Source organism: Microbacterium sp. SCPM-O-B-15248 (M128), from assembly GCF_058214835.1.
The window spans coordinates 171,566-184,993 of record NZ_JBYQLI010000005.1; the positions used below are offsets into that span (position 1 = coordinate 171,566).

The window sequence follows — 13,428 nt, forward strand, 5'->3', positions numbered from 1 at the left end:
CCCCCGACCGGAAAGGTCGGGGGCATCGTCGTGTGCGCGTGCGCGAGGGCTAGAGCGTCGGCGTCAGGGTGATCGTGCTGCCCTGGGGCGCCGTGGTGCCGGCCTTGGGGTTCGTCGCGCGCACCTTGTAGATGTCCCAGTACTTGAAGCCGAGCGGCAGGGTGCCGTCGTCGATGCCGGCGTTGACCTGGAAGCCGAGTCCCTCGAGCGTGCCGACGGCGTCGCGGATCGACATCCCCACGACGTTGTCGGGGATCTGCACCGGTCGAGGTCCGATGGACACGCGGAGGGTGACGGTGTCACCGGGGCGCCAGTTGCCGCCACCGTCGCGATCGCCGATACCGATCACCGTGCCGGAGGGCACCGAGTTGCTGTACTCCTCGGACCTGGTGGTCTGTAGCTGCACCTCGCTCAACGCCCGCTCGGCCTGGGCCGCCGTGAGGCCGGCGACGTCGGGGATCGGTCCGAGCGAGACCGTGAGCGCGGCGGAGTCGCCCTCGAGGACCGTGCAGCCCTGGGTGCAGTCGACGGCTTCGCCGCCGGCGCGCGGGGTGATGCTCGCGGACAGTACCGTGCCGGACGCGGCGTCGGTGAACTCCTGCGTCGTCCCGGACACGCCGACGAAGACGGACCCCAGGATGCCGGTGACTTCGTCGCTGCTCTTGCCGGCCAGCTCGGGGAGGTCGTGCGAGGCCGGTCCGATCGACACGAACACCGTCACCACGGTGCCCTTGTCGAGGCGGGCGTCGACATCGGGATCGGAGCCGACGGTCGTGCCCGCGGGGATCTCTCGGTCGGTGACCTCCTGGGCCTGGGCGCTCAGCTGCCGGTCGGTCAGGAGGGCTTCGGCGTCGGCGTAGCTCATGCGCGAGACGTCGGGGACGGCCACGAGAGATCCCGGACCGGAACCGAACCACCACCCGGTGGTGGCCGCACCGGCGGCGAGCATCAGGACGAGGGCGAACAGCCAGATGCCGCGCGTCGTGCGACGACGCGTGCGCTGGCGCAGGCGCGTGGCGTTGTCGACGTCGTCGGTCGGGGCGGCGCTGACCGCGGCGGTCTGCGGAAGGATCTTCGTCAACTCGCGGGAGTCCGCGGCGCTCGCGGTGACCCCCACGGAGACCGCGCGGGCGACCTGGGGCGCCAGCCCCAGCTCTTTCTCGACCTCGCGCACGCGGTCGAGCATCGCGGAGGCGTCGAGCGGCCGCTCGGCGGGCTCGCGCTCGGTGGCCCACAGCACGAGCTCGTCGAGCTGTTCGGGGACGCCGGGGTTCTTGGCGCTGGGGCGCGGCACCGAGTCGGTCGCGTGCTGATAGGCGATCTGCATCGGCTGCTCGCCCTTGTAGGGCTGCTCGCCGACGAGCATCTCGTACAGCATGATGCCGAGCGAGTAGATGTCGCTGCGGGCGTCCGCGGTGCCGCGGGTGACGAGTTCGGGCGCGAGGTACGCGATCGTGCCCATCAACTGCGCGCCGCTGGCGGTGTTGGCGGTGGTCGCCCGCGCGAGACCGAAGTCGCCGATCTTGATGCGGCCGTCCTCGGCGAGGAGCACGTTCTCGGGCTTGACGTCGCGGTGCACGATCCCGGCCCGGTGCGCCGCGGCGAGCCCCGAGAGGATGGCATCCATGATCGTCAGGGTCTGGTCGACCGTGAGGCGACGGTGCTCGCGCAGGAGTTCGCGCAACGTGATGCCGGGCAGGTACTCCATGACCAGGTAGGCCATCTCGCCGTCCTGGCCCTGGTCGAAGACGTTGACCACGTGCGGGTCGGACAGGCGGGCGGCCGAGCGCGCCTCCTGGATGAAGCGGCTCTGGAACACGGTGTCGTCGCTGAGGTGGCCGTGCATGACCTTCAAAGCGACCCGGCGTTCCAGGCGCAGGTCGGTGGCGACGTACACCGTCGCCATGCCGCCGCGCGCGATGCGCGCGCGGACCCGGTACCGGCCGTCGACGAGACGGCCGATCAGCGGGTCGGCCTGCTGACTCGTGCTCACGTGTCGAGTCTACGGAGCGCCCCCTGGGAGCCCCGGGAACGGCTCACCTTCGGGTCAGCCGAGAACGGCGATCCAGACGGATGCCGGAGACTCCCACTGCGCGTAGCGGTCGGGGTACGCCGATATCTGCACGGCCTGAGCGGCGTCGGCGTAGCCGAGACCCTCCCAGCCGGGGATGTCGAGCAGGCCGCGGGTCGCGGAGCCGTTCGGATCGGACGCGCCGCCGTAGAACACGCGCGTGGAGCGTTCGCGGTCCATGATCTGGTCGGGGCTGCCCCATCCGGAGCTCGGACGCTGCTGGAACAGGCCCAGCGAGTCCCGGTCGCCCCAGTCGAGGTTGCGGAGCCAGGACTCTTGCATCGCCGTGCCGAGGGCGATCGCGATCCCGCGGTCGGACACGCCGAGTTCGCGACCGATGCGGATGATCAGCCGGGCGTTCTCGCTCTGCTCCGCGTCGAGTCCGGGAGCCGTGGCGGGGCTCACGGATGCCGGTGCGGCGGCGCCCGTGCCGGCGGCGGGGATCTGCAACGTCTCGCCGGGGTAGATGATCGAGGCGCGGGTCAAGCCGTTCGCGGCGAGGACCGCGTCGAGGGAGACGCCGTTGGCCGCCGCGATCGCCGAGACGGTGTCCCCGACGCGCACCTCGTGCGTGCGGTCGCTCGTCGCCGGTGCGGGCGCCTCGGCCGGGGGCGGCGTCGGCGCGGCCGGGACGAGGGTCAGCACTTGACCGGGCCGGATGACGCCGGAGGCGTCGAGTCCGTTCGCCGTCAGCACCGCGGCCGTGTCGAGTCCGTGCGCCCGGGCGATGGCCCAGACGGTGTCGCCGGGCTGCACCGTGTAGGACGCGGGGGCCGCAGCGACCGCGAGCACGGGGGTGCTCAGGATGCGCGGGGCGGGCGGTGTCGTCGTCAACACCGGCGGCGCCGGGGGAGCGGCGTGCGCGGCGTTCTCACCCGAGAGGGCGAGGGCGATCGTGCCGGCCACGGCGGCGGGCCAGACGGTTCGGGCGCGAGGGCGCGCGAGAGGGGCGGGGAGTCGTCGCATGGTGGGGGATCCGTTCTTCCGACTGCCCGACACGGTCGCATGGCACGGGACGGATGTCAACGCATGAGGTGGGTGTGACGGATGTGAATGACGCGGTCGGGATGCCGACGCCCGCGGGGGATGAGATAGTGGCATCGTGACCGAGACGCCCCGCTACGCGACCGATTGGCTGACCCTTCCCGACCTCGTCGATGTCCTCGGGGAGACACTCGGGCGCGTCCGTCGCCTGCTCGACGACGGTTACCTCGTCGGCTCGCGCCGCGACGGCGTGCTGCGGGTCCCCGCGGTGTTCATCGTCGACGGTCGTCCTCTTCCGTCGCTGCGCGGCACCATCATCGTGCTGCACGACGCGGGGTTCGATCCCGATGAGACGATCGATTGGCTCCTGACGCCCGAGGAGACGATCGGGGTCGCTCCGATCGAGGCCCTGCTGGCCGGGCGCAAGAGCGAAGTACGTCGCGTCGCCGCGACTCTCGCCTGAGCGGACGCGGACCCGTCAGGACGTCCGCTGCGTGGCGGCACGAGCGAGGGTGCGCAGTTCCTCCACGGCACCGGCGCCCAGACGCGCGCCGTCGAGCGCGATCTCGGCCCGACGTTCGTAGTCGGTGATGAGCTCCTCGGTGCGCGCGAGCGCGCCGGTCTCGACGATGGTCTGCTGCAGATCGATGATGCGGTCGGCATCCAGTGTTCTGTCTCCGAGCATGGCGTCCAGAGCGGACCGCCGTTCCGCGGACAGGGCCTGACGGGCGTAGGCGACCAAGACGGTGCGCTTGCCCTCGCGCAGGTCGTCGCCCGAGGGCTTGCCGGTCACGACGCTGTCGCCGAAGACGCCCAGGACGTCGTCGCGCAGCTGGAACGCCATGCCGATGTCGTGCCCGAACCGCCCCAGGGCGTCGAGCTGAGCCTCATCGGCACCGGCGAGGGCCGCACCGATCTGCAACGGCTTCTGGATGCTGTAGCGCGCCGACTTGTACGAGGCCACGCGGAGGGCTCGCTCGGCGTGGGCGTCGTCGTCGTGCACGGCGTAGGCGGACTCCTCGGCGACGTCGAGGAACTGCCCGATCGTGACGTCGCGACGCATCTGCGCGTACTGCCGCCGCGTCGCACCGGCCGTCGGCAGCCCGTCGAGCGACTCCTCGAGCAGATCGTCGCTCCACGCCACGAGGAGGTCTCCCAGGAGCACGGCCGCCGACCGCCCGAAGGCTCCGGCGTCGCCCGCCCAGCCGGCGGCGAGGTGGACCGCCTCGAGGGCGCGGTGGGCGGCGGGGTTGCCGCGGCGGGTGTCGGAGTTGTCGATCAGGTCGTCGTGCACGAGAGCCGCGGCCTGGAACACCTCGAGGGACGCGGCGACCCCGATCGCGGCATCGTCGGGAGCGGCCGGACCGGAGGGCGAGAGCTCGTCGACGGCGCGGCGCCCCGACAGGAGGAAGCGTGCCCGCAGCCGTTTTCCGCCCTGCAACGATGCGGCCCCGGCGCGAGCCATCTTCTCCGCCTCGGACCCCAGGGCGGAGGCGTACGATATCTGTTCAGACACGAAGTTGTCGAGTCGCTGGGAAACAGCCTCGATCGGTTCCGGGGAGGTCGGCACGGGCCTAGCCTAGTGATCCACGCCCCGCGTAGAATCGATCGCACTGAGCAATAGAGGGGGATGCATGCCACTCTCCGAACAGGAGCAGCGCCTGCTGGACGAGATGGAGCGCCATCTCATGAGTAACGACGCCGACGTCGTCACGGCTCCGAATCGCGCGCTCAGTTATCGCAACATCGTGCTCGGCTCGATCCTCGTGCTCGCCGGTCTGGGGGCGCTCATCGCGGGCGTGTCCATCGGGTTCAACACCGGCGTCGTGGGGATCGCCGTGGGCGTGGTCGGATTCCTGCTCATGGTGGGCGGTGTCGTGTTCGCCGTGACGCCGACCCGCAATTCCTCTCGCGTCGCGACCGCGCCGCCGTCCGCTCCCTCTCGCGGTTCCCGAGCATCGGGCGGTTCGTTCATGGACCGCATGAACGAGCGCTGGGATCGCCGCAACGACGGGCGCTGACCCTCCTCCTCTCTCGAAAGACACCGGCTCCGCGGAGCCGGTGTTTTTTTGTGCCCGCGCGCTGACCGAATCCGCGTGATCGCTCACCGTGTCGATCCGACGCGCCGAGACGCGGGGGAGTGCCCCCGGATCTCGATCGCCTCCCTTTTCCTCCACCGGCGGGTCCCGTCGTGCGCGGTCGGTCGCTGCGGCCCCGAAAACACGGGAGTGTCCCGGCCGTCGCCGGAGGGAGGGCGGACTGTCCGCGCTGCGGTTCTCGTCGAGAAGATCCCGTTTTTCGATAGCAAAGTGGAGGATGGTGGAGTAAAGTGGGGGAAACTTCGCAGGCCGGACGAAGGGGGTGGATGCCCGAATGCTGCTCGGCACGCACACTCCCAAGCTCGACGACAAAGGGCGCGTCATCCTGCCCGCGAAGTTCCGTGACGATCTCGGCGCCGGCGTGGTGATCACCCGGGGGCAGGACCGCTGCCTCTACGTGTTCAGCACCGAGGAGTTCGAGCGCGTTCACGAGCGGATCCGCGAGGCGCCGCTCAGCAACAAGCAGGCCCGCGACTTCTTGCGCATGTTCCTCTCCGGGGCCAGCGCCGAGAAGCCCGATGGGCAGAACCGCATCACCGTCCCCCCGGCGCTGCGCGCCTACGCGGGACTGGACCGCGAGCTGGTCGTCACCGGCGTCGGCGCCCACGCCGAGATCTGGGACGCCACGGCCTGGAACACCTACGCCGAGAGCAACGAAGAGACGTACGCCGAGATGGAGCAGGAGGTGATCCCGGGACTGTTCTGATCGCCGGCTGTGATTCCCAGCCGCACGCCCTGACGCACTTCCCCGGCGCCAGGTCGAGCGGATGGGGATCAGAGCCCGCGACCTCGCCCCGTCATCATGGACATCCGCGACATCCACACTCCGGTTCTCCTCGAGCGCTGCGCCGAGCTGCTCGCCCCCGCCCTCCAGCGCGAGGGCGCGGTCTTCGTCGACGCGACCCTCGGCATGGGTGGCCATTCCGAGGCCTTCCTCGAGCGCTTCCCGACGGCCCGGCTGATCGGACTCGACCGCGACACCGATGCGCTGCGCATCGCGGGGGAGCGCCTCGCGCGCTTCGAGGGGCGAACCACTTTCGTGCACACGGTCTACGACGGCATCGCCGCGGCGGTGGCCTCGGCCGGCGTGCAGAAGGTCGACGGCATCCTGTTCGATCTGGGCGTCTCCTCGCTCCAGCTCGACGAGGCCTCCCGCGGCTTCGCCTACGCCCAGGACGCTCCGCTCGACATGCGCATGGACCAGACCTCCGGCGTCACCGCCGCCGAGGTGCTCGCCACCTACGGCGAGGGCGACCTGCGCCGCATCTTCGAGCGCTACGGCGAAGAGAAGCTCGCCGGACGCTACGCCCGCGCGATCATCGCGGCCCGCCAGCAGGCTCCGCTGGAGCGCTCCGGGCAGCTGGTCGAGGTGCTGCAAGCGGCGACGCCCGCGGCCGTCCTGCGCGAGCGGCACCCCGCCAAGCGCGTCTTCCAGGCGCTGCGCATCGAGGTCAACGCCGAACTGTCGGTCCTCGAACGTGCGATCCCCGCGGCGTTGTCGGTGCTCGGCGTCGGCGGCCGCATCGTCGTGCTGTCGTACCAATCGCTCGAGGACCGCCTCGTCAAGCGCGTGTTCGCCGAGGCCTCGGCATCCACCGCCCCCCGTGGGCTGCCCGTCGAGCTTCCCGAGCACGCGCCGAAGTTCCGGTTGCTCGTGCGCGGGGCCGAACTCGCCGGCGACGACGAACGCGCGGCGAACCCGCGAGCCACCCCCGTGCGACTGCGCGCGGCCGAGAGGATCCAGGAGGACGCATGAGCGCTCCCCAGCCCATCGACGCGTCCTTCCTGCCGGAGTTCCCCGTCCCGGTGCGCGAGCCGCGGCGCCTGCACGTCGTGGACGCCCCCGCCCGCCGGCGCGTGCCGCGCCGCGCGTTCGGCGTCATCGCGGTGCTGGGGGCCGTCATGATCGCGCTCGTGCAGATGGGCCTGTCGATCCTCACGACGCAGAGCTCGTTCGAGATCGCCTCGCTCACGCAGCAGCAGCGCGACCTGACGTACCAGAAGCAGATCCTCTACGACGAGGTCGCGGGCTTGAACTCGCCGCAGTACCTCGCCGCCAACGCCGCCGCACTCGGCATGGTCATCGACGAGACGCCGACGTACCTGCGCCTGAGCGACGGCGCCGTGATCGGTGCCGGGAAGCCCGCCGAGGGGGCCTCGTCGGTGGATGCCATGGGCCGGGGATCGGTGCGCAACGCCCTGATCTCGGGCGTCCCGCTGGTCACCGACCCGAAGAAGGCCGCCGAGCCCGCGCCGGCCGCCCCGGGGGGAACCGACGCCGCCGCCGGGACCACCACCGTCACGGACGGAACGACTCCGGCCACGGGTTCGGCGACACCCCCTCCGATCAGCGACGGTCTGCCGACGCCCGCGACACGATAAGCCCATGACGACGACACTCTCCCGCTCTCCGCGGCGTCGCACCGTGATCGCGCTGGCGGTCGTGCTCATCGTCCTGATCGCTTTCGTCGTCCGCCTGGTGGACATCCAGGTCGTCAACGCGCGCGAGCACGTGGACGACTCGCTGGCGATGGGCCTGCAGAACTCCCGCACCGAGTACGCCTCGCGCGGGGCGATCGTCGACGAGAACGGGGTGACGCTCGCCTCGAGCGTCCACCGCTACGACGTCGAGATCGATCCGCACCTCGCCGTCCAGGGCGTCGCCGACCGCAGCGGAGACGACGTCGACGCCACGCGGACCTGGCCCGAGATCGCCGCGCAGATCGCGGCGATCACCGGGCAGGACGCCGCCGCCGTCGAGAAGATCGTCACCGACGCGGTCGCGGAGAACCCCGACTCGCGGTGGGCGCAGATCACCAAGGACGTCTCGACCGAGCAGTACCGCGCCCTCGCGGAACTCGGACTGCCCTTCTTGAGCTTCCCGCCGCAGGCGGGGCGCGTGTACCCGGACGGTGCCGTGGGCGGCAACCTCATCGGCTTCGTCGGCAGCGACGGCCAGGCCCTGGCGGGTCTGGAGCTGGCCGACAACGACTGCCTCTCGTCACAGAACGGCAAGGTCGTCTACCAGCAGGGCCGTGACGGCGTCGTGCTGCCGGGCACCGAGGTCGAGACCGAACCCGCGGTCGACGGCGGCACCCTGAAGCTCACGATCGACCGCGACCTGCAGTGGTACATGGGCCAGCTCATCGCCGAGCAGGTGCAGAACACCGGGTCGCTGCGCGGCACGATCACCGTCGTGGAGGCGAAGACCGGCAAGGTGCGCGCGCTGGCGGAGTACCCCACCGTCGACCCCAACGACCCCACGTCCACGCCCGCCGCCGATCGGGGCAGCAACGCCTTCTCGAGCCCCTTCGAGCCCGGGTCGACCTTCAAGGCCCTCACCGCCGCGATCGGCCTGGACAGCGGATCGTTCACCACCGACACGACGGTCACCGCGTCCTCCCGCGAAACCCTGGGCGGCGACGCGCGGGTCTCCGACTCGTTCTCGCACCCGGCGAACACCTACACGCTCACCGGTGTCCTCATCGACTCCTCGAACGTGGGTATCTCCAAGTTCGGCGAGAAGATCCCGAGGGACACCCGGTACGACTACCTGCAGAAGTTCGGGCTCGGGACCCCCAGCGCCATCGGCTTCCCGGGCGAGTCCGGCGGCATCCTTCACCCGGCCGACAAATGGGACGATCAGACGTTCTACAACACGACCTTCGGCCAGGGACTGTCGGTGACCGTTCCCCAGCTCGTCGGGGCGTACCAGACGATCGCCAACGGGGGAGTGCGGATGCCGCTCTCTCTCGTCGAGAGCTGCACGGCCGCCGACGGGACCGTCACCGATGTCCCCTCCGGCGAGGGACAGCGCGTGGTCTCGGCCGACACCGCCTCGAAGGTCTCGCTCATGCTGGAGAACGTTGCGACCCAGGGCACGCTCGCCTCGCAGGTCGCCGTGCCCGGCTACCGGGTCGCGATCAAGACCGGTACCGGTGAGAAGACCGACCCCGACACGGGCGCGTACAAGCCCGACGCGTACTTCACGACGATGATCGGCTTCGCGCCCGCGGACGACCCGCAGTACATCGTCGCGGTCAACCTCGATGAACCGCGAACGGTAAAGTCGTCTGCGGCCACGGCTCCCGCCTTCCAGAAGGCCCTCACCCAGGTGTTGAAGAACTACCGGGTGATCCCGTCCGGAACCACGACCCCCGAACTGCCCAAGTTCGGCTGAGACACCGGATGCCGGTCTCCTCCCGACACGGAAAGGGCGTCCGTACACAGCAATGATCTCCTCCAGCCTCTCCCACATCGCCGCCGTGCTCGGCGGCCGTCTGGTCCTGCGCGGCGACGACACCCCCGACACCGTCGTGGACGGTGACGTCGACACCGACTCGCGCCTCATCGAGCCCGGCGGCATCTTCGTCGCCAAACCCGGCGAGACCACCGACGGACATCTGTTCGTCCCGGCCGCGATCGAGCGCGGCGCGGCACTGGCCCTCGTCGAGCGCGAGCTCGACGACCCCGTGACCCAGATCGTCGTCGACGACGTGGTCGCCGCTCTCGCCGATCTCGCCCGCGACGTCGTCGCGCGCGTGCGTGCGACGGGCGATCTGCGGATCGTCGGCATCACGGGCTCCAACGGCAAGACGACGACGAAGAACCTCCTCGCGCGCATCCTGCGGGACGAGGGCGCCACGGTCTCGCCCCGCGCCTCTTTCAACAACGAGGTCGGCGCGCCGCTCACGATGCTGCGGGTGACCGAGGACACCCGGTTCCTCGTCAGCGAGTTCGGCGCGAGTGCGCCGGGGGCGATCGCCCGCCTCGCGGGCCTGGTCACCCCCGACATCGGGGTCGTGCTCATGGTCGGCATGGCACACGCCGGCGGCTTCGGGGGCATCGAGTCGACCTTCCACGCCAAGAGCGAGCTCGTGCGCGCGACCCGCGAGGGCGGCCTCGCCGTCCTCAACGCCGACGACCCGCGCGTGTCGGCGATGGAGCCCCTCGCCCGCGAGCGCGGCCTCGACGTGCGCTGGTTCGGCCGCGGTGACCGCGCGACCGTGCGGGCCGTCGACGTCGAGGTGGCGGCATCCGGTACGCGCGCCCACCTCGTCGTCGACGGAGACGAGCACACGCTCACGCTGCGCGTTCTCGGCGAGCACCACGTCATGAACGCTCTCGCCGCGATCGCCGCGGCCACGGCGCTCGGCGTCACGGCGGCGGATGCCATCGCGCGCCTGGAGACCGTCGAGATCGCCGAGCGGTGGCGCATGCAGCCGCTCGGTTCCGACCGCGTGCGGATCATCAACGACGCGTACAACGCCAGCCCCGACTCGATGTCGGCGGCTCTGCGGACGCTCGCGCAGATCACCGGTCCCGACGAGCGCACGGTCGCGGTGCTCGGGGCGATGAGCGAGCTGGGCGAGTACGCCGACGAGGAGCACGACCGGGTCGGGCTCCTCGCGGTACGACTGCGCATCCAGCGCATCGTCGTCGTGGGGCAGGAGGCACGCCGCATGTACCTCGAGGCGATCGCCCAGGGCTCGTGGGACGGCGAGGCCGTCTTCTTCCCGGATGCCGACGCCGCCTACGACTACCTCGTGGGTGAGCTGCGCGACGGCGACCGCGTGCTGGTGAAGTCGTCCAACTCCGCCGGGCTGCGGTTCCTCGGCGACCGTCTGGGAGAATCGTTCGCGTGAGATCACTTCTGACATCCGCGGGGATCTCGCTCGCCTTCACCCTGTTCCTCACACCGGTGTTCCTCCGGGGGTTCCGGAAGTGGGGTTGGGGACAGGTCATCCGCACGCCCGAGAACGTGCACAACCCCTCGCACGGGGCCAAGCGCGGCACGCCCACCATGGGCGGCACGATCTTCATCGCCGGAACGATCATCGGGTACCTCATCGGCGCCTACGCCGGCAACAATCCGCCCACCGTGTCGGGTCTGCTGGTCCTGTGGCTCATGCTGGGCTTCGGTGTCGTCGGCTTCATCGACGACTACATGAAGGTCCGGTTCCAGAACAGCCTCGGCCTGTCGGGCTGGCGGAAGATCGCCGGTCAGGTGCTCGTGACGGTGCCCTTCGCGATCGTCGCCCTGAACTTCCCGAACGCGTTCGGCCAGACGCCGGCGTCGGGGTACATCTCGATCTTCCGCGACATCCAGGTGCTGTCGCTGTTCGCGCTCGGGCCGATCCTCGGGTGGCTGCTCTACCTGGCCTGGATCTCGCTCATCGGCACCGCGGCATCCAACTCGGTCAACGTCGCCGACGGTCTGGACGGTCTGGCGGCGGGATCGGGGATCTTCGTCGTCGGGGCGTACAGCCTCATGGCCTTCTGGCAGAACAAGCAGATGTGCGCGGACGTGCTCGACCCGTCGGTGCAGGCCGGATGCTACGCCGTCCGCGACCCCTTCGACCTCGCGATCGTGTCCGCCTCGTTCGTGGGCGCGCTCGTGGGCTTCCTGTGGTGGAACGCGCCGAAGGCGAAGGTCTTCATGGGCGACTGCGGGTCGATGGCGATCGGCGGCGTGATCGCCGCCCTCGCGATCCTCACCCGCACCGAGCTGCTCCTCGTGCTCATCGCCGGCGTCTACGTCATCGCGTCGGGCTCGGTGATCCTGCAGCGGGCGTACTTCAAGATCACGCGCGGCAAGCGGATGTTCCTGATGAGCCCCCTGCACCATCACCTCGAGATGCGGGGCTGGCCCGAGGTGACCATCGTCGTGCGGATGTGGATCATCGCGGGCCTGCTCGCCGTGTCGGGCGTGGGCTTCTTCTACGTGGAATGGCTGGCTCGGGTATGAGCGCCGAGCGGGTGGCATCCCTGCACAGCTGGCACGCCGAGTGGAAGGACCTCCGGGTCGCCGTTCTCGGCCTCTCGGTGACCGGCTTCTCGGCCGCGGACACCCTCGCCGAGCTCGGCGCGGACGTGCTCGTCGTCACCGAGAAGGCCGACCAGGAGTACTCCCGGCTGCTGCCGGTCATCGGCGCCGCGCTCCACGTCGGCCCGCTCGACGCCGTCCCGGCCGTGCTCAGCGACTTCGCGCCCGACGTCGTTCTCGCCTCGCCGGGCTTCCCCCCGTCGCACCCGCTCATCGCGTGGGCGCAAGCGAGCGGCATCCCGCTGTGGGGAGACGTCGAGCTGGCCTGGCGCGTGCGCGACAAGGTCGTGCGACCCGACGGGCGTCCCGCCGACTGGATCCTCATCACCGGGACCAACGGCAAGACCACCACGACGCGTCTGACCGCCGAGATGCTCGTCGCCGGTGGGCTGCGCGCCGCACCGGTCGGCAACATCGGCACCCCGGTGCTGGACGCCGTGCGCGACCCGGCCGGGTTCGACGCGCTCGTCGTCGAGCTCTCCAGCCACCAGCTCTGGTACCTCAACCTGCAGGCGGGGCCCGACGCGCTCTCTCCGCACGCCGCGGTGTGCCTGAACCTCGCCGACGACCACCTCGAGTGGCACGGGAGCTTCGCCGCCTACCGCGACGCGAAAGCCGGGGTCTACGCCCGCACCCGCGTGGCCTGCGTCTACAACAAGGCCGACGACGCCACCCGCGAGATGGTCGAGGATGCCGAGGTCGTCGAGGGCGCCCGCGCCATCGGTTTCGATCTGGGCGTCCCCGGCCCGAGCGACCTCGGCCTCGTCGACGGCATCCTCGTCGATCGCGCGTTCCTCGAGGAGCGCGCGACCTCGGCGCTCGAGCTCACGACGGTCTCGGACCTCGCGGAGCACGGATTGGCGGCCCCGCACGTGGTGTCCAACATCCTGGCGGCCAGCGCGCTGGCGCGCTCGCTCGGCGTGGCGCCCGCCGACATCCACGACGCTCTCGATCGCTTCCGCCTCGACCCCCATCGCATCCAGGTCGTCGCCGCGCACCGCGGGATCACGTGGGTCGACGATTCCAAGGCGACGAATCCGCACGCCGCGGGCTCGTCGCTGGCGGCCTACCCGGGTGCGGTGTGGGTCGTGGGTGGTCTGCTCAAGGGCGTCGACGTCGCCGAGCTCGTGCGGACGCGCGGCGCAGCCGCCCGGGCCGCGATCGTCATCGGAACCGAGCGTGGCGACATCGTGGCCGCGTTCGAGCGACACGCCCCCGCGGTTCCCCTCTTCGAGGTCGACCACACCCAGACTGAAGACGTCATGGCACGGGTCGTCGAACTGGCGGCCGACGTGGCCCGGGACGGAGACACCGTTCTCCTGGCCCCCGCGGCGGCGTCGTTCGATCAGTTCGTCTCCTACTCCGACCGGGGCGAGAGATTCGCCGAGGCGGTGCGGGCGTGGATCGCCGGCCAGGACGACGGATCGGCTCGACGGCAGGACTAGGGG

At 70.7% G+C, this 13,428-nt stretch carries 12 protein-coding genes; 9 read left to right on the plus strand and 3 right to left on the minus strand.

What is annotated here, in order from left to right:
• Window positions 1-49: 49 nt before the first annotated feature.
• Window positions 50-1,993: a Stk1 family PASTA domain-containing Ser/Thr kinase gene (gene pknB / locus AC3E6M_RS10670; protein ID WP_138174855.1), complete on the minus strand. Its 1,944-nt coding sequence runs from the start codon at window positions 1,991-1,993 to the stop codon at window positions 50-52.
• A 54-nt stretch (window positions 1,994-2,047) separates the two neighbouring features.
• The gene (locus tag AC3E6M_RS10675; RefSeq protein WP_490529859.1) at window positions 2,048-3,037 is read right to left on the minus strand and encodes a LysM peptidoglycan-binding domain-containing protein; all 990 of its coding nucleotides are present in this window, start codon (window positions 3,035-3,037) and stop codon (window positions 2,048-2,050) included.
• Window positions 3,038-3,173: 136 nt separating this feature from the next.
• Between AC3E6M_RS10675 and AC3E6M_RS10680 the strand changes: the two genes are divergently transcribed.
• A complete protein-coding gene (locus AC3E6M_RS10680) occupies window positions 3,174-3,518 on the plus strand; it encodes an Rv2175c family DNA-binding protein (protein ID WP_138174859.1) in 345 nt (114 codons plus the stop codon).
• A gap of 15 nt (window positions 3,519-3,533) precedes the next feature.
• Here AC3E6M_RS10680 and AC3E6M_RS10685 read toward each other — a convergent pair whose 3' ends face one another.
• Window positions 3,534-4,625, minus strand: coding sequence for a polyprenyl synthetase family protein (locus AC3E6M_RS10685; RefSeq protein WP_490529860.1), 1,092 nt, complete (start codon window positions 4,623-4,625; stop codon window positions 3,534-3,536).
• A gap of 64 nt (window positions 4,626-4,689) precedes the next feature.
• Between AC3E6M_RS10685 and AC3E6M_RS10690 the strand changes: the two genes are divergently transcribed.
• The 8 genes from AC3E6M_RS10690 to murD all read left to right on the plus strand — a co-directional run bounded on the left by AC3E6M_RS10690 (window position 4,690) and on the right by murD (window position 13,425).
• A complete protein-coding gene (locus AC3E6M_RS10690) occupies window positions 4,690-5,076 on the plus strand; it encodes an SCO2097 family morphological protein (RefSeq protein WP_490529861.1) in 387 nt (128 codons plus the stop codon).
• A 352-nt stretch (window positions 5,077-5,428) separates the two neighbouring features.
• A complete protein-coding gene (gene mraZ, locus AC3E6M_RS10695; RefSeq protein WP_128216332.1) occupies window positions 5,429-5,860 on the plus strand; it encodes a division/cell wall cluster transcriptional repressor MraZ in 432 nt (143 codons plus the stop codon).
• Between the two features lie 96 nt (window positions 5,861-5,956).
• Complete coding sequence (gene rsmH, locus AC3E6M_RS10700; RefSeq protein ID WP_490529862.1) at window positions 5,957-6,910, plus strand: 16S rRNA (cytosine(1402)-N(4))-methyltransferase RsmH; 954 nt, start codon at window positions 5,957-5,959, stop codon at window positions 6,908-6,910.
• Window positions 6,907-7,536 carry a cell division protein FtsL gene (ftsL, locus tag AC3E6M_RS10705; protein WP_138174867.1) on the plus strand — a complete coding sequence of 210 codons (630 nt, stop codon included), beginning with the start codon at window positions 6,907-6,909 and terminating at the stop codon, window positions 7,534-7,536. The genes rsmH and ftsL overlap by 4 nt, the downstream gene beginning before the upstream one ends.
• 4 nt (window positions 7,537-7,540) lie before the next feature.
• Window positions 7,541-9,334 carry a peptidoglycan D,D-transpeptidase FtsI family protein gene (locus AC3E6M_RS10710; protein ID WP_138174869.1) on the plus strand — a complete coding sequence of 598 codons (1,794 nt, stop codon included), beginning with the start codon at window positions 7,541-7,543 and terminating at the stop codon, window positions 9,332-9,334.
• Window positions 9,335-9,386: 52 nt separating this feature from the next.
• Window positions 9,387-10,799, plus strand: coding sequence for a UDP-N-acetylmuramoyl-tripeptide--D-alanyl-D-alanine ligase (locus tag AC3E6M_RS10715; RefSeq protein ID WP_490529863.1), 1,413 nt, complete (start codon window positions 9,387-9,389; stop codon window positions 10,797-10,799).
• A complete protein-coding gene (gene mraY, locus AC3E6M_RS10720) occupies window positions 10,796-11,902 on the plus strand; it encodes a phospho-N-acetylmuramoyl-pentapeptide-transferase (protein ID WP_138174873.1) in 1,107 nt (368 codons plus the stop codon). The genes AC3E6M_RS10715 and mraY overlap by 4 nt, the downstream gene beginning before the upstream one ends.
• Window positions 11,884-13,425, plus strand: a complete 1,542-nt coding sequence (murD, locus tag AC3E6M_RS10725; RefSeq protein ID WP_490529865.1) for a UDP-N-acetylmuramoyl-L-alanine--D-glutamate ligase — start codon at window positions 11,884-11,886, stop codon at window positions 13,423-13,425. Before mraY ends, murD begins: the two co-directional genes overlap by 19 nt.
• Window positions 13,426-13,428: the final 3 nt, after the last annotated feature.